General features: G+C 66.3%; 15 protein-coding genes. 12 read left to right on the top strand and 3 right to left on the bottom strand.

Annotated elements, in window-relative coordinates; genetic code table 11:
* Positions 1-38 precede the first annotated feature (38 nt).
* From ACWDUD_RS21965 to ACWDUD_RS21940, 6 genes are all read left to right on the top strand, one after another.
* Complete coding sequence (locus tag ACWDUD_RS21965; protein WP_248674053.1) at positions 39-824, top strand: enoyl-CoA hydratase/isomerase family protein; 786 nt, start codon at positions 39-41, stop codon at positions 822-824.
* Between the two features lie 5 nt (positions 825-829).
* Positions 830-1,783, top strand: coding sequence for an EamA family transporter (locus ACWDUD_RS21960; RefSeq protein ID WP_450110666.1), 954 nt, complete (start codon positions 830-832; stop codon positions 1,781-1,783).
* Positions 1,784-1,869: 86 nt separating this feature from the next.
* The gene (locus ACWDUD_RS21955) at positions 1,870-3,123 is read left to right on the top strand and encodes a CaiB/BaiF CoA transferase family protein (RefSeq protein ID WP_450110665.1); all 1,254 of its coding nucleotides are present in this window, start codon (positions 1,870-1,872) and stop codon (positions 3,121-3,123) included.
* Positions 3,120-3,929, top strand: a complete 810-nt coding sequence (locus ACWDUD_RS21950; protein ID WP_197250716.1) for an enoyl-CoA hydratase/isomerase family protein — start codon at positions 3,120-3,122, stop codon at positions 3,927-3,929. Before ACWDUD_RS21955 ends, ACWDUD_RS21950 begins: the two co-directional genes overlap by 4 nt.
* 14 nt (positions 3,930-3,943) lie before the next feature.
* Positions 3,944-4,786 (top strand): enoyl-CoA hydratase/isomerase family protein, encoded by an 843-nt coding sequence (locus tag ACWDUD_RS21945; RefSeq protein ID WP_450110664.1) that lies wholly within the window; start codon positions 3,944-3,946, stop codon positions 4,784-4,786.
* 82 nt (positions 4,787-4,868) lie between these two features.
* Positions 4,869-5,903, top strand: coding sequence for a phosphotransferase family protein (locus tag ACWDUD_RS21940; RefSeq protein WP_450110663.1), 1,035 nt, complete (start codon positions 4,869-4,871; stop codon positions 5,901-5,903).
* 32 nt (positions 5,904-5,935) lie between these two features.
* Here the strand turns inward: ACWDUD_RS21940 and ACWDUD_RS21935 are convergent, their stop codons facing one another.
* Positions 5,936-6,781 carry a PaaX family transcriptional regulator gene (locus tag ACWDUD_RS21935; protein WP_248674058.1) on the bottom strand — a complete coding sequence of 282 codons (846 nt, stop codon included), beginning with the start codon at positions 6,779-6,781 and terminating at the stop codon, positions 5,936-5,938.
* A gap of 82 nt (positions 6,782-6,863) precedes the next feature.
* Positions 6,864-7,973 (bottom strand): CaiB/BaiF CoA transferase family protein, encoded by a 1,110-nt coding sequence (locus tag ACWDUD_RS21930; protein WP_450110662.1) that lies wholly within the window; start codon positions 7,971-7,973, stop codon positions 6,864-6,866.
* Between the two features lie 158 nt (positions 7,974-8,131).
* On the opposite strand from ACWDUD_RS21930, the gene ACWDUD_RS21925 reads away from it, so the two are divergent.
* From ACWDUD_RS21925 to ACWDUD_RS21900, 6 genes are all read left to right on the top strand, one after another.
* On the top strand, positions 8,132-9,280 hold the full coding sequence (locus ACWDUD_RS21925; protein WP_450110661.1) for a 2-hydroxyacyl-CoA dehydratase subunit D: 1,149 nt from the start codon (positions 8,132-8,134) through the stop codon (positions 9,278-9,280).
* Positions 9,281-9,309: 29 nt separating this feature from the next.
* Positions 9,310-10,650 carry a 2-hydroxyacyl-CoA dehydratase subunit D gene (locus ACWDUD_RS21920; RefSeq protein ID WP_450110660.1) on the top strand — a complete coding sequence of 447 codons (1,341 nt, stop codon included), beginning with the start codon at positions 9,310-9,312 and terminating at the stop codon, positions 10,648-10,650.
* Positions 10,651-10,681: 31 nt separating this feature from the next.
* On the top strand, positions 10,682-11,656 hold the full coding sequence (locus ACWDUD_RS21915) for an acyl-CoA dehydratase activase (protein ID WP_450110659.1): 975 nt from the start codon (positions 10,682-10,684) through the stop codon (positions 11,654-11,656).
* A 2-nt stretch (positions 11,657-11,658) separates the two neighbouring features.
* Positions 11,659-12,456, top strand: coding sequence for an SDR family NAD(P)-dependent oxidoreductase (locus ACWDUD_RS21910; RefSeq protein ID WP_248674062.1), 798 nt, complete (start codon positions 11,659-11,661; stop codon positions 12,454-12,456).
* 234 nt (positions 12,457-12,690) lie between these two features.
* Positions 12,691-14,349 (top strand): AMP-binding protein, encoded by a 1,659-nt coding sequence (locus tag ACWDUD_RS21905; RefSeq protein WP_248674063.1) that lies wholly within the window; start codon positions 12,691-12,693, stop codon positions 14,347-14,349.
* Between the two features lie 55 nt (positions 14,350-14,404).
* Complete coding sequence (locus tag ACWDUD_RS21900; protein WP_248674064.1) at positions 14,405-15,628, top strand: acyl-CoA dehydrogenase family protein; 1,224 nt, start codon at positions 14,405-14,407, stop codon at positions 15,626-15,628.
* A gap of 158 nt (positions 15,629-15,786) precedes the next feature.
* On the opposite strand, the gene ACWDUD_RS21895 is transcribed toward ACWDUD_RS21900, so the two are convergent.
* Entirely contained in the window at positions 15,787-16,800 is a 1,014-nt protein-coding gene (locus ACWDUD_RS21895) for a hypothetical protein (RefSeq protein ID WP_450110658.1), read from the bottom strand.
* Positions 16,801-16,802: the final 2 nt, after the last annotated feature.

Below are 16,802 nucleotides of genomic sequence, written 5' to 3'. Positions count from 1 at the left end.
ATTGTTGCATCATTGTTGGACCGAACAGGATGGTGTGCATGTCGGAAACCGCTACGCCCGCAGTGACATGGAGTGACGTCGACGCCGGCGTCATGACGATCACGCTCCAGCGCAGGCCCGCGAACGCCCTCGGCCTGCCGATCATCGATGGCCTGAACGCGGCACTGGACGCCGCCGATGCCGACGGTTCGGTGAAAGTTATTGTCGTCCGGTCGGATATCCCCGGTTTCTTCGCCGCAGGGGCGGACATCAAGCACATGTCGGCCGTGGACGCGGAATCGTTCACCGCCTACGGTGATCGACTCCGCGGGGCGCTCGACCGGCTCGCGTCCGCCGACCGGATCACGATCGCCGCGGTGGACGGTCTCGCGCTCGGGGGCGGTCTCGAACTCGCGATGGCCTGCACCCTGCGGGTCGGGGGTGCGGATGCGAAGTTCGGGCTTCCCGAGGTCAAGCTGGGCCTCATCCCGGGAGCCGGTGGCACCCAACGTCTTCCGCGGCTCGTGGGACGTGGCCGGGCACTCGACATCATGCTGACCGCTCGGCAGGTTCCCGCGGACGAGGCCCATGCGATCGGATTGATCGATCGGCTCGTCGAGGCCGGCGGCGCGACGGATGCGGCGCTCGCCCTCGCGGCCGAGCTCTGCACGATGTCGTTGCCCGCGCAGCGTGCCGTCATCCGCACCGTCGACGCCGCCTTCGACACTCCACTCGAGGAGGGTTTCCGCTTCGAGGTTGCTCAGGAGCAGGAACTCTTCGAGAGCGGGGAGGCGAAGGAGGGCATCACCGCGTTCCTCGAGAAGCGCACCCCGCGCTTCGCCTGAGCGCCGTGTCGTCCGGGCCCGCCGGGCGCGGTTCGATCGCGCTCGCCCTGTCTCTGGTCTACCTGATCTGGGGATCGGTCTATCTCGCGATCCGTCTCGTGATCGAAGAGGCGCCGCCGCTCGGCTCGATGGGTGCGCGTTTCCTGCTTGCGGCCCTGCTGATGGCCGTGTTCCTCGCCGTGCGTGGCGGGTGGAAGCGGCTGCTCGTCACCCGGCGTGAGGCCTGCGGGGCCGCGTTCCTCGGAGTCCTGTTGCTCGCGTGTGGAAACGGGTTGACGTCGGTCGGCCAGTTGCACGGTGTGCCCTCCGGCGTGACCGCGCTTCTCGTCGCGATGGTGCCCGTGTGGATCTGCATCTACCGGGCCCTGTCCGGAGAACGCCCGCGCCCGCTCGAGCTGGCCGGAGTCGGGGTGGGGCTGGTCGGCCTGGCCGTATTGCTCCTGTCGGCCGGCAGCACGGGTTCGAACCTCCCGCTGGTCGGTATGGGGGTCATCGTGCTGTCGAGTCTTTCGTGGTCGTTCGGGTCCTGGGTCCAGCCGAGGATCCCGCTCCCGCGGGACGTGTATGTCAGTGCGATGTACCAGCTCGTGGCGGCCGGGGTGGCGATGCTGCTGGCTTCGGTCGTCACCGGCGAGCGGTTCTCGGGTGACGTGGGTCTGCGGGCCTGGGGAGCGTTCGGCTATCTCGTGGTCTTCGGGTCGATCGTCGGATTCACCGCGTATGCGTGGCTGCTGGTTCATGCACCGCTTCCGCTGGTGGCCACCCACACCTATGTGAATCCGGTGGTGGCTGTCGCTCTCGGGGCGGTCGTGCTGTCCGAGCCGGTCACTCCTGCGCTGGTCGTCGGAGGCGTGGTGGTCCTGTTGTCCGTCGTGCTGGTGGTGAGTGCGCAGGCTCGTCCTCGGGGTCTGCGCGCTGCCGACCGGTCGGGGGAGGCGACGACGATGGTCCGTGACTGATCGGGAGCGTGTCCGAGCGGTTCGGACAGTCTCGCGTGGACCAATCGAAGGTATTATCATCGGACCAAAGTGGGGAAGGTGCAGCAGTGGCGCAGGACGGCACGAAACGCTCGTTCACAGGCCCGTTGGCGGGTTTGAAGGTGGTCGAGATCGGCTCGATCGGCCCGGGTCCGTTCTGCGCCATGCTGCTGGCCGATCTCGGTGCCGATGTGGTGCGGGTCGACCGTGCGACCGGAGCGGGGCTGGTCGGGCCGAACGCGGATTTCCGCACGGAACTGCTGCACCGGGGACGCCGGTCGCTTGCCGTCGATCTCAAGCACCCGGATGGGGTGGAGGCGGTGCTGTCGCTCGTGACGGATGCCGACGTGCTGATCGAAGGTTTCCGCCCCGGCGTCACCGAGCGGCTCGGGATCGGACCGGACGAGTGCGCCGAGCGCAATCCGCGGCTGATCTACGGTCGCATGACGGGCTTCGGACAGGACGGCCCACTGGCGCAGCACGTGGGTCACGACATCAATTACGTGGCACTCAGCGGCGCCCTGTCGCTGATCGGACGCCACGGCCAGCCACCGACTCCGCCGCTCAGCCTGATCGGCGACTTCGGCGGCGGCGGAATGCTTCTCGCCTTGGGCGTGTTGTCCGCTCTCTTCGAGAGGCAACGCTCGGGCAGTGGACAGGTGATCGATGCCTCGATGGTGGAGGGCGCCGCCCTGCTCGCGACGCCGTTCTTCGGCTTTTCGCAGAGCGGGTCGTGGAACGGTGAACGCGGGACGAACCTCGTCGACAGCGGCGCACCGTTCTACGACGCCTACGAGACCGCCGACGGCAAATGGCTCTCGGTCGGCGCGCTCGAACCGCACTTCTATGCCGACCTCGTAGCCCTGCTGGGTCTGCCCGGTGACCTGCCGGATCAGAACGACCGCGCGCAATGGCCGCAGATGAAGAAGGTGTTCGCCGACGCCGTGCGGGGCCGTGCTCTCGCGGAGTGGCTGGAGGCGGCCGAAGGACACACACCGTGCATTGCGCCTGTGCTCGACATCGACGAGGCGCCGTCGCATCCCCACCACGTCGCACGCGGAACCTTCGTCGAGGTCGACGGACTCGTGCAGCCGGCCCCTGCGCCCCGGTTCAGCCGCTCGGCGGCGGCGGTGGACCGCCGTCCGCCGACGCCGGGGGAGCACACCCTCGAGATCCTGAGCGACTGGGGAATCGACCCCGGCCGCACCGACCGTTGGCTGCGTTCCGGTGCGGTACGACAAGCCCCCGCCGAGGACAGCCCGATCACACCTACTCACGGCGACCACCTGGACCGCCGGACCGAAGAAGGAGCGAACACGTGACCGAACCGACGACATGGGAAACGTTCACGCTCGAACGACCCGAACCCGGGATCGCCGTTGTGACGTTGAACCGTCCCGAACGAATGAACTCGATGACGAACACGATGTTCGTCGAACTCGAAAAGGTTGCGCTGCAACTCGATCGCGAAGACGGCCTGCGTGTGGTCATTCTTACCGGGGCCGGTAAGGCGTTCTGTGGCGGGTTCGATCTCGACGACGCCGAAGGGCTGTCGTCGTTGACGCCGATGGGGATGCTCGATCAGCAGGAAATGGCGGCGCGAGCGCTCTCGGCGATTCGCGGCATCCGTGTGCCGGTGATCGCGGCGGTCAACGGCGCGGCGGCCGGGGGAGGACTGTCGCTGTCCCTGGCTGCCGACATCCGGATCGGTTCGCCGGCCGCGCGATTCAACGCGGCGTTCGTGCGAATCGGTCTTTCGGCCGGGGACCTGGGCGCTTCCTGGCACCTGACTCGGTTGATCGGTCCGGCGCGGGCCGCGGAGTTCGCGTACACGGGCCGCTTCATCGAAGCTGTGGAGGCGGAGTCGCTCGGGCTGCTGAATGCGGTGGTGCCCGCCGAGTCGCTGCTCGACGAGGCGCTGTCGATGGCACGCTTGATCTGCGCGAATTCGCCTGCCGGCGTGCAGCTGTCGAAGCGCGCACTGCACGCGAACATGGAGGTGTCGTCCTACGCCGCGGCGCTCGAACTGGAGAACCGGGGTCAGGCGCTGCTCACCCGTGGTGAGGACATGCCCGAAGCGCTGGCCGCGTTCAAGGACAAGCGCAGCCCGAAGTTCACGGGTCGGTGATCGAGGTGACGCAGATGGAGACGCGGGAGAATACGTCAGTGCTGAGCAACTACGAGCCGCCCCGGCTCGAGACTCTCACCCTCGAGGTCCTCGAGGGCAAGATCGCCGTTCTCACGATCAACCGGCCCGACCGGATGAACTCGATGGTCGTGAAGATGTTCGAAGAGTTCAACACCGCTGCATACGCATTGCGCGACACCGACGCGCGGGCGCTGATCCTGCGCGGTGCGGGGGATCGGGCTTTCTGCGCCGGGTTCGACCTGGACGAGATCGGTGTGATCACCGAAATGGGGGTGCGGGAATTCCTGAAGTTCCAGGAGACCGCGACCGGGGGCCTGGCCGCGCTGCGGCATCTGCCGTTCCCGGTGATCGCCGCGATCCACGGTGCTGCCTCCGGCGGCGGTATGTCGCTCGCCCTGGCTGCCGACATCCGGCTGGTCGCCCCGACTGCGAAGTTCAACGCGGCCTTCGTGAAGGTCGGGTTGTCCGTTGGGGAACTCGGCACCTCCTGGCAACTGACCCGTCTCGTCGGGCCGGGCCGGGCAGCGGAGATCGCGTACACGGCACGCTTCGTCGGCGCGGAGGAGGCGGTCCGGATCGGGCTTGCCAACCGGGTGGTGCCGAGCGAGAACCTCTTCGACGAGGCCATTGCATTGGCCGAGACGATCGCGACGAATTCCCCCGGCGGGATTCGGATATCGAAGCGCGCGCTGCAGCGGAACCAGGAAGTGACCTCGTACGCGGCGGCGCTCGAGTTGGAGAACCGGGGGCAGGCGCTGCTCACCCGTGGTGAGGACATGCCCGAAGCGTTGGCCGCATTCAAGGAGAAGCGAGCTCCGCGCTTCACCGGGGCATAGACGTCGGCGAACGACCGACTGCATTCAGTGCCCGGGACCGGTCGGCATGCGCCGGGTGGCACGATCTGATGGAGGCGAGCATATGACCTGGGAATGGACTCCCGAAACCCTCGGCGCGTTGGAACGATTCCTGCGTGAGCGCGGTATCACCGACGGGCCGCTGACAGCGGACCGTATCGGTGACGGGCATTCCAATCTGACGTACTTGGTGTCCGATGGGGTACGCCGGGTAATCGTTCGCCGGCCGCCGCCGCCCCCCGTCCCGCCGGGGGCCCACGACATGCTGCGGGAGGCTCGGCTCGTCGGTGCACTCGCCGGCAGCGGCGTACCGGTGGCGGCCGTGCTGGCTGTCGGTCAGACCGGCGACGTGCTCGACGTCCCGTTCTACGTGATGGACTACGTGGCCGGTCCGGTGGTCACCACAGAGACCCCGGCAGCACTGAGCGCACCGGCCGATCGTCGCCGGATCGGTGAGGCGCTGATCGACACCCTCGCCGCTCTGCACGCGGTCGACTGGCAGGCTGCCGGTCTCGGTGACCTCGGCCGGCCCGACGGATTCAACGAGCGTCACCTGCGTCGCATGGGCCGACTGGTGGCGGCCGAGGACGGGACGCCGCCGCCGGAGTTCGCGGAGATCGACGCGTGGCTCGCCGCCCACGTTCCGGCCGAGTCCGGTGCGGCGATCATTCACAACGACTACCGCATCGGCAACGTAATCCTCGCTGCCGCGCCGCCGGGACGTATTGCGGCGGTGCTGGATTGGGAGCTCGCGACGATCGGTGACCCGCTGTTCGATCTCGGGTACTTCCTCGCGTCGTATCCCGTCGAAGGACAGGACCGCACGCCGACCGAGGACCTCGGTGTCGCCGTCCTCGAAGAGGGCTACCCGACCCGCGACGAACTCGCCCAGCGGTATGCGGCTGCCACCGGCGCCGATCTGTCGAACCTCGACTGGTATACCGCCTTGGCTCTGTGGAAGCTGGCGGTGCTGTACGAGTACGGGCGGCGCCGGGCCGTCGCCGGCGTGGGGGATCAGTACTACCGCGACGGCGCCCTGGTGCGGGCCTTCCTCGACGCCGCTCACCGGGCGGCGGGCCTGACCGCGGCCGGCGTCTGATCGGGTCGGGACGGGCACCGGCCCGGTGGTCGCTACTCGATGCCCGCGATTTCGCGCCAACGAGCGTGTGCTGCCGGGGTCCACTCGGTACGCAGATCGCGTAGTCGCTTCGCCGCTTGCAATCCGGCCCAGTCCGGCAGCAGCACCTCGGGCAGCCGGGGATCGAGGTAGGGCATCCGGCGGAGGGAATCGGCCAGCTGCAGGTGGGTGATCAGCAACTCGTCGGCGGAGCTGAATTCGCGCACGTCGAAGCGGGTGAGCAACTCGTCGTAGACCTTCTCGGCCTCGCCGAGATCCCAGGACCGCCGGACGAGTTCGGCTTCGGTGATACCCGGCTGGCCGATGGGGCCGACGAACGTGACCGTGTTGTCGGTCAATCCGAGAGACTCGATCGTCCTGGCGGCCTCGGCGGCACGATCGATGTGGGGGGTCACCCAGACGCCGGGGGTCGGGTTTCCGAAGCCGGCCCACCGCAATGCCGCATACAGTTTCTTCCGGCTCGAGCGGTGTGATTCGGGAACCGGGACGTTGATGACCAGCCAGCGTCCGTCCCATTGGGTGACGTCGACTTCGGGGGGGAACACGCGCATGTCGCCTTCGGCGAACAGGCGGTGCGCTTTCTCGGTCAGGTGCCACAAGGTTTCCCGACCGACCCGCTGCGCGGCAATCAACCCGGACGAGCCTGTGCGGGCCAGCGCCTGCCGTGCCGCGGGCTCACCGAATCCGAGACCCCTCAGGACGTAGAGCAGCGCCGCGGTACGGACCGGCCGACCGCACGGTTCGACCAACTCGCCGAGCACCGTCACAAGCACGGATCGGGCGCTGCGGGCGGGGGGTGAGTCCTTGTCGGATACGGACCCGATGTCGGGATCAGTCATAGGTACATCGTCGCGCAGGCGGTCGGAGCCACGCCACACGCCCCGCACTGCCGACGGTGCAGGGCCAGCGGGCTGCCGCGCATCAGTGCGCGCCCTCGACGACGCCCCAGTCGCGTAGTACCGCGGCGGTGTCGGCGCCGGGTGCGCGGGGTGCCGCGTACGTTGCCGGCGCCGCGTTCGAGAAGCGCGGCGATGCCGCGGGCTGACGTTGTCCGAACGATTCGACGATTGTTCCGCGCGCGGCGATGTGCGGGTGCGTGGCGACCTCCTCCAGGGCGAGCACCGGCGTGAGGCATGCGTCGAGGGGGGCGAAATGGTCCACCCATCGGTCGCGATCGTGTGCCCGGAAGATCTCGGCGAACCGGGCGCGCAGCATGGGCCAGGCGCTGCGATCGTATTGGTCCGGAAGGTCGGCCTGATCGAGTCCGAGGCCCGTGAGTAGTTGTGCGTAGAAGGCCGGTTCGACCGCGCCGACTGCGACGTACCGCCCGTCGGCGCATTCGTAGGTGTCGTAGAACGGGGCGCCGCTGTCGACGACGTTGGTGCCTCGGTCGGCGGACCACAGTCCGTTCTCGGTCAGCGTCCAGTACATCGTCATCAGTGTGCTGACGCCGTCGACCATCGCGACATCGACGACGTCACCCTGCCCGGACCGCTCCCGGGCATAGAGGGCGCCGAGGATGCCGGTGATCGCGAGCATCGATCCGCCTCCCAGGTCTGCGACCAGGTTGAGTGGTGCCAGTGGGCGTTCGCCTTTGCGTCCGATCGCGTTCAACGCCCCGGTGAGGGCGAGGTAGTTGATGTCGTGCCCGGCGTAGGCGGCCAGGGGGCCGTTCTGTCCCCATCCGGTGATCCGGGCGTAGACGAGTCGGGGATTGCGTGCTCGGCACGCTTCGGGGCCGATGCCGAGGCGCTCCGCCGCGCCGGGGCGATAGCCCTCGATGAGTATATCGGCGTTGTCGACGAGCCTGAGCACGCGCTGCAGATCGTCGGGATCTTTCAGATCGGCGTGCACCGATCGGCGGTTGCGCAAGCCGGCGTCCTGTTCCACGGGTACGAGTTGGTTGACCCCGCCGGGGCGTTCGATCCGAACGACGTCTGCCCCGAGATCGGCCAGCAACATTGCGGTATGGGGCGACGGGCCGATCCCGGCCAGTTCGACCACCCGCAGTCCGTCGAGTACACGCGTCATCTTCTACCTCCGAACGACCCAATGTTTGACAACTCTGGATACTAACTATCAAATTAAGTATTATCTAGCTCGATGCCGCAGCAGTACACCGACTTGTCGCTTCCGGCATCCATCGACGAATCCGAGGGCGAAACGTGAACAGACTCAGTCCAGAACCGATGGCGACTCTGCGTGCCGCGGCCGACGATCCCGTCGACTACGCGCAGACATGGAAGGCGACCCACGAAGGCGGCGTGATCGGCTCCTTCCCGATGAACTTTCCATCCGAACTCGTGCACGCCGCCGGCGCCCTTCCGGTGCTCATCCAGGAAAGCCGCACCCCGATCACCGAGGGACGCAACCTGCTCGCCGAGTTCTACTGCGGATACACCCGCAGTGTCGCCGATCAGGCGGCGCTCGGTCGGCTCGACGTCTTCGACGCCATCGTGGCGGCGGACCACTGCGTGCAGCTGCTCGGCGCGGTCGACGTGATCCGATGGGCGCGACCCGAGAAACCGGTGCACTTCGCCCAGCTCACCAGCGCCATGGACGATGCATGGACCAGACCTCGGGTGGCGGGGCGAATCGGCGAACTAGCGGCCGAGATCGAAGCTGCCCTTGGAGTTTCGATCACGGCCGACGCCTTGAGCGCCAGCATCCGGGCGTTCAACGCCAATCGGCGGCTGCTGCGCGAGTTCTACGAACTGCGTCGCTCCGGTCGGCTCCGCATCACCGCGAGCGAAATGCAGGTGCTGGTGAAGTCGAGCATGGTGATGGACATCGCCGAACACACCGCCGTCCTCGAACGCCTTCTCGACGGGATCGACCCGGCCGACGACGGGCAGCCCGACGCGGTCAGGCTCTACCTGTCCGGCCACTTCTGCCACGCCCCGCGGCCCGAACTCCTGGACGTGATCGAGGAGACCGGGGTGATCGTGGTCGACGACGACCTGTACACCGGATATCGCTACATCTCCACCGATGTGCCCGAGAACGGTGATCCGTTCGAGGCGCTGTCGAACTGGTATCTGCAGCGAAACCTCAACGCCCCGTGCCCAACCCGAGTGACCACTCAGGTCGACTGGGACCGATATCTGATCGACGAACTCGCCCGCAGCAAGGCGAACGGCGTGATCGTGATGATGGCGAAGTTCTGCGAACCGCACATGCTCTACTACCCGGAACTGCGGAAAGCACTGGAGACCAACAGAATCCCCGTGCTCCTCATCGAGACCGAGCATGAGGGCAATCCTGTGGAAACGCTCCGGACCAGGGTCGAGACCTTTGTCGAGCGAATCCGTCGGCAGCACGTGCCGGCGCTGTCCTGAAACCCGCTCGACCACTGAGGGAGATCACGATGACTGTTGCACAACCGCGCAAGGACAAGGCGAATCGCCTGTCCAGTACCCGCGCCGGCGGCAAGCTGGTCGCGGACTACTGGGAGAACATTTTCACCGCGAAGGAGCGCGGAAAGCACGTCGTCTGGTACAACGGCGCCGCGTTGAACCCGCTCTTCCAGGCGGCCGGCCTCGAATGGTGCCATGGTGAGGCGTTTGCCGCACGACTGGCCGCCCAGCACCTCGAGGGTCCGGCCCAGGCCGCCGGGGCCGAGTACGGCTACATCAACGAGCTGTGCTCGTACGCCCGCACCCACCTCGGGTGCGCCGTCCTGACGCACCAGAACAACAATCGGAGCGAGACCGGCGTCGTGGGCCTGACCGACCAGCAGGAGCTCGCCGGCAAGTTGCCGGCCCCGGACTTCTTCGTCAACGGGTATGCCGGCTGCAGCACCGGACAACAGTGGGACGCCATGACGTATCGAGTGTTCGATCGCGCACTGCCCCTGTTCAACGTCTCGATTCCGATGTTGTGGGGCAACAAGCCCGACGCGGGATACATGCGGGGCGAGGAGTGGATCGAGGTCGGCAAGTACGTCGAGGGCCAGCTCCGGGAACTGATCGACTTCCTGGAGTACCAGACCGGCCGGCCGTTCGACTGGGATGCGCTCAGCGAAAGCATGTCGTACATCAAGCGAGCTTCGGAGTTGCGCCTCGAAGGCATGGAACTGTGCCGAAAGGCACCCACCCCGGCGACCTACTGGGACTGGGTGGCGAGCATCGCGCCGATCAACTTCCTGCCCGGCAATCAGGATCTCGTGGACTACTTCGCCGGGGTGAAGGCCGAGATCGAACAGCGGATCACCGATGGTGTCAGCGCCGTGGAGAACGAGCGTTACCGGGTCTACTTCGACGGGATCATGAACTGGAACAAGCTCGGATTCCTGACCAGGAAGTTCGCCGAGTACGACGTAGCCGTGGTGGCCGGCCGATACACCCACGAATCCTTCTGGCAGGAACCGCAGCTCATCGATGTCGACAACCCGCTGCTCGGTATGGCACAGCACTACCTGCTCTGCCCGCTGAACCACGGGCTGAAGAACCTGCGGGAACTGTTGCTGCGTCGTCTCGACGAATACGCGATCGACGGCATCGCCTTCCACTCCACCCGAACCTGCCGGGCGATGACCAACCCCCAATCCATGCTCGCCCGGGCTGCCGAGACCGAGCGCGGAGTCAAGTCGTTCTTCTTCGAGGGCGACGTTGCCGACGCCTCGTTCTACAACGACGAGTTGTTCGACAGTCGCCTCGAAGCGATGCTCGAAGCGATCGATGCGCAGCGGATGAGATCCGCGGTCTAGCGCGACGCCGTACCGGGAAGAGACGAGTGTGATGACTACCGACAAATGGTTCGTCATGGGCGTCGATCTGGGATCGACGACCGCGAAGGCTGCCGTCGTCGATCAGGACGGGGCGTTGTGCGGGACGGATGTCGTGCAGATGGGCGCTGTGAGCCGCGAAGCTGTCGCCCGTGCGATCGAGGGTGCCTCGATCGCGGCGGGAGTGCCACGCGAGGCCATCCGGCGGACGGTGAGCACCGGGTACGGCCGCCGATTGGTGCCGGGCGCCGACCGCACCTTCACCGAGATCACCTGTCATGCACGCGGCGCAGCGGCACTGCGTCCGGGGGTTCGGCTCGTCATCGACATCGGCGGCCAGGACAGCAAGGCGATCATCGTCGACGACGACGGACTGGTGGAACGATTCGCCATGAACGACCGCTGTGCGAGCGGAACGGGCCGATTCTTCGATGTGCTGGCCCGCGCGCTCGAGGTCGACATCGACGCGGTGGGCGAGCTTGCGCTCACCGGTGCCGACGGCCTCGAGGTCAGCAGTATGTGTGCCACGTTCGCCGAAACCGAAGTGATTTCTCTGCTCGCACAAGGGCAGGACAAGGCCGACATCGCCGCTTCCGTGCACCGTGCGGTCGCAGCGCGCACCCTCGGGCTGGTCGCTCAGGTCGGTAGGGCGACACCGGCGGTGATGACCGGCGGTGTCGCCAAGAACCCGGCTGCGGTCCGTTCTGTATCGGAGGCATTGAGACACCCGATCGAGGTGCTCGACCAGCCGCAGATCGCCGGTGCCTACGGCGCGGGGCTGCTCGCACGCGACGAATACCGCGGCACTCGAACGGCTCCGACCGCGCGCGATGCAGCTCCGACCGCGCGCGATGCCGCGACGGAGACGAAGATGGCATCGAGCAGTCGAGGCGGTCGGCGGCACTGTGCGAGTTGCGACGGTGTCCTGGACGGTAATCATGTGCACGCCGGGGGACCGGTGATGCTCGATCTGCATAGGAACGATTGACAATGAACGAACCGAGTGATTTCCGGGTACCGGTTCCGGCCGAGTCGACGATCTACATCGTCGGGGGAACAAGTGGCGTCGGGCTCGAGGTGGCCCGCCGATTCGTGCGCGCGGGCGCTCAGCGGATCGGTCTGATCGGACGCAATGTCGAACGCGGAGAGAAAGCAGCACAGCACATTCGAACGCTCGCGCCCGGTGTGTGGTGTCTGTTCGCCGCGGCCGACGTGAACGTTCCCGGGGAGGCGGTGCGGGTGGCGGCGGAACTCACGGATTCACTCGGTGCTGCCGACATCGTCGTCAACAGCACGACGGGTTCGTTCAACCCGCGGCTGTTCCACGAAATGGATCCCGAGGATATCCCGGGAGTCCTGGTCAACCAGGCTCTCGGCCCCCTCAACATGTGCCGGGCTGTCCTGCCGGCGATGCGACAGCAGCGCGGCGGGGTGATCGTGAACATCGCCTCCGACGCGGCAAAGCACCCGACGCCCGGTGAGAGCGTGATCGGTGCGGCCATGGCAGCAATCGTCATGTTCACCAAAACACTTGCGATGGAAGCCAAACGGGACGGAATCCGGGTCAATGCCGTGACACCGTCTCTCATTCGCGACACCGGCGGTTTCGATCGCGTCATGTCCGAGCCGTTCAGCGCGAAACTGTTCGAGAAGGCGAGCCGACTCGCGTCGTTGGGGGTGGCGGAGCCGGGTGATGTTGCCGACCTCGTGCTGTTTCTCTGTAGTGCGCAGGCGCGGCGGATCACGGGGCAGGTGGTCAGTCCGAACGGGGGGATTTCCGCGGGATAGTGGTTGCAGCGAGAAGCCGGTCGAGGTGTGAACCTCGGCCGGCTTCAAGTGTTTCGGGATGAAAACGGAGATTTCGCCGATCAAAATGTTTGACACAATTGTAGCGGAAGTCCCCTGATTGGTACTATATTTGGTGTGACCGCGATTACACTCCAAGGTGTCCGGTCGAGGACCCCGGGCGGTCCCTGCAGTCTTCCCTTCTTCCATCCCCCCAGCCGAAAGCAGGAGCACATCATGTCGCTAGAGATGTCCTATTGGCCGGCCTCCACAAGCACGGGCATTCGAGACATCACGTTCAGTGAACTTCTTCGGGAAGGGGTCGCGACCGTCCCCGACCGCGTCGCGCTCGTCGACGGCGTTGCCGACCCGGCGGACCGGCGGGAATGGACCTACCGCCAGTTGCTCGCCGACACCGAAGCGACCGCCCGCGCATTGCTCACACACTTCCGCCCCGGCGATCGGATCGCGGTGTGGGCGCCCAACAGTGCCGACTGGGTGATCCTGCACCAGGCGATCGCGATGGCGGGCATGGTGCTGGTCGGCATCAACCCGGCATACCGGGCCCACGAGCTCGAGTACATCCTGCGGCAATCCAAGGCTGCCGGTCTCTTCTACCGCGAGTCCTACCGCGGCGCGGACCTGTCCGCGATTCTGGACGAGGTCCGGCCGACCCTGCCCGGACTGCACACAGTGGTATCGGGCAGCGAATGGGCCGAATTCGTGCGCACCGGCGATCCGACCACGCAGTTCCCGGCTGTCTTGCCCACGGACGCGGTGCAACTGCAGTACACCTCGGGCACCACCGGATTCCCGAAAGGCGCACTGCTGCACCACAAAGGCCTTGCCAACGAAGCCGCGTTCGTGTTCGAACGGGCCGGCCGGACAGACCCGCTGATCTGCGTCAACGCCATGCCGATGTACCACATCGGAGGTGGTGGCGTCACAGAACTCGGCACGTTCGCCGCCCACGGAACCTACGTGATCCTGCCGGCCTTCGAGCCGGCCTTGATGCTCGAGATGATCGAGACCTATCGCGGCACGCACTCGTTGATGGTGCCCACGATGCTCATCGCCCTGCTCGACCATCCGGACCGGCACACCCGCGACCTGTCGAGCATCCACACCGTCATGTCCGGCGCCGCGGCAGTACCCGAGGCGCTTGTCGACCGAGTCACCCGCGACCTGGACTGTCACTTCACCATCTTGTTCGGCCAGAGCGAGATGCACGGGGTGATCAGCCAGACGCGGATCACGGACACCGTCGTGGACCAGGCAACGACGGTGGGGCAGCCGCTGCCGGAACTCGAGGTCAAGATCGTCGACCCGGTCTCCGGCGAAATCGTTCCTGTCGGTGAGCAGGGCGAGGTGTGCTGCCGCGGCTACCAGGTGATGCTCGGATACTCGGACATGCCCGACGAAACCGCCGCGACCGTCGATGCGGACGGATGGCTGCGCATGGGCGATCTGGGTGTGATGGACAGCCGGGGCTTCCTCAAGATCACCGGTCGCCTCAAGGAGATGATCATCCGGGGCGGTCTCAACATCTATCCCCGGGAGATCGAGGAACTCCTCTACCGGCACCCCGCCGTCGCGGAGGTCGCGGTCATCGGTGTGCCGGACGAGAAATGGGGCGAACAGATCGGCGCCGTGGTGCGGATGAAGGACCCGGACTCGTTCCCCACCGCGGCGGAGCTGAAATCCTGGCTCCGCGAGCGACTCGCCGCCCACAAGACACCCGCTCTGTGGTACTTCACCCGGTCCCTTCCCATGACCCCGTCCGGCAAGATCCAGAAGTTCCGCGTGCAAGAACAGATCGCCGACGGAACGCTGACCGCGGCACCGATGAACGACAGCGCCCCGGCCGAGCAGTCCTCGGCGGATCTGGTCTCGTGACGACGCCTCCATCGCAGCGGATGACCGAACCGGTAACCGACAAAGGGGTGACCCGTTGACACAGCTGCTGAACGCCGATTCACACGGAATCCGTGATGCGGTGCGGGCCTACGCAACGAAACGCCTGGCGCCCGGGTATCTCCAGCGCGCGAAGTCCTCCACGTTCCCGTGGGATCTGCATCGTGAGATCGCCGATCTGGGGATCTACGGCCTTCTCGCAGGAGAGGAGTACAACCCCCTCGAGCGGGAGGACTTCGCTGCGGCCGGCGTCGCCGTCGAGGAACTCGCCTACGCGGACTTCAACGTCGCCAACATGACGATTCCTGTCATGCTGATGAGCACGCTGATCCGGCACCACGCATCCGATGTCGTCGTCGAGAGGTGGCTGCCGCGCCTCGTTGCGGGCGAAACCTACGTCGCATTCGGCTTGACGGAACCCGAGACCGGATCCGACGCCGCCAATATCAAGACCGTCGCGCGAGCTACCGCAAACGGATACATCATTTCCGGCGAGAAGACATCGGTGACCATGCTTGCCGAGGCGGAAGCGATCATCCTTGCCGCACGGACGATCCGGGACGGCAAGGACGTCGGCGTGTCGACGTTCCTGGTGCCGCTCGACGCACGCGGCATTGCCACATCGGCGGTTCCGGATACAGGATGGGGCATCCTCGGTCGCGGGGTGCTGCATCTGGATGGTGTGGAGGTGCCGCCGGAGAACCTGATCGGTCTCGAAGGGCGTGCCTTCTCCCGCGTGCTGAACGGGTTCGACTTCACGCGGCCGCTGCTCGCGCTGACCGGACTCGGCGCGGCCCGGGCGTCCCTCGACGAGACAGCCGAGTACGTGCGCCGGCGCACGGCGTTCGGTGAGCCATTGGCGAAGTTCGAGGGGGTGTCGTTTCCCATTGCCGAACACCTCACCAAGGTCGAGGCGGCCCGGTTGATCTGCTACGCGGCGCTCGAGAAGCGCACCCTCGGCCTGCCGCACACCAGCGATGCGGCGATGGCGAAGTGGTACGGCCCGCTCGTGGCGAGCGCAGCGGTCAAGGAATGCCTCCTCCTGCACGGCAACTACGGCTACTCGACGGAACTTCCGTTCGAGCAACGCCTGCGTGACGTGATGTCCGTCGAGATCGCCGACGGTACGGCACAGATCCAGAAGATCATCATCATGCGAGAAAAGTATGGGACCGACTTCGTTCCCTACGAGAGACGCGGCGCCGACGCGGTCTCCCCGGGGCAGAGGGGACCGGCTCATCCCGTGTCCGCTGTACCGTGAAATTCGTCGGGTTTCGCTTACCTGCCGACAGGGATACGGCCGGCGACCGGTCCTGCCGATCTCACGGTGCTGATGTGACGTCGTTCCGGAACACGTTGCGGCCCTGTGCTGTCCCTGCACCGACCGATCGGCGCAGGGACAGCACAGGGCCCGGTCCGTCACACCGAGGAAGGGCGGTAGGCGTAGGACGCCGAACGCGACAGGGCGAACTCGAAAATGCCGTATCCGGTCTGTCCGTTCCACTCGAACGTGCAGCATCGGTCCGTCAGGGCGGAGTCGAGAGTCGTCGGACCCACCGTCCCGTCGAGGGGATAGACATCGAACTCTTCGGAGTCGCGACCACGAACCTGTCCGTGGTGTCCGCCGTAACCGCCACCCGCCATGTATCCACCGCCTGCCGAGGCGTCGGCATCGACACGGTAGGTCGCGCCGGTGGCGGTCACGATCTCCACTGTGCCGTGGAGAAGGTCGTTACCTGTCGTGAATGCCAGGCTGTGCCGGACGTCCGTGATGTCGTCGAGTCGCCCGTCGTCGTGCATGACGGCGCCTTCCAGCAGGATCCGTCCGCCGTGCCGGTCCTCGACGAGGAGGAATCCGAATGTGCGGTCAGGGAACTGGGCCTGATACCAGATGTGCAGGCCCTGGCCTCCGGACATGGTACGTACTCCGCGAGAACGGTCCCGCAGCCCGTACCAACCGGTGACATCGGTTGTGGTGCCGTCCAGCGTGAGCGTGCCCTGGTAGCGACCGGGCTGGAAGAGATGGTCGAACGAGGTGAGGTTTCCGTCGGTGTTCGTCACGTCCACGGATCCGAGCCAGTAGGGCGCCCGGGCGTGCCAGAGAAGGTCGAGTTCGAGTCCGGTTTTGTTCTCGTCGAGTCGGATTCGCCACGTGGTGTTGTCCTCGACGGTTTCCCATCGCAGAGGCCCGACGGAAGCTTTGTCGGTTGCGTCGTGTTCGGTGGAGACGCGGAGGTTGCGCTGCTCGGTTGCAGTGGTCAGCACGACGAAGCCGTCCACGACGTTCCGCGGCGGATAGACCCCGGCGCCGAGGATTACCGAGGGCGCGGCGCCGTCGTCCGGATGGAGGTTGAACATGAACCGGTCGAAGAACTTCTCCGGCATGTCCGAGGTGGCCCGCGTTACCAGGGCGTCGTGGAATCCGTCGGTCATTG

This window comes from Rhodococcus sp. NPDC003382 (assembly GCF_053589135.1).
The sequence above is the reverse complement of the archived record's forward strand: the minus strand, read 5'-3'. Positions and strand labels throughout refer to the sequence as shown.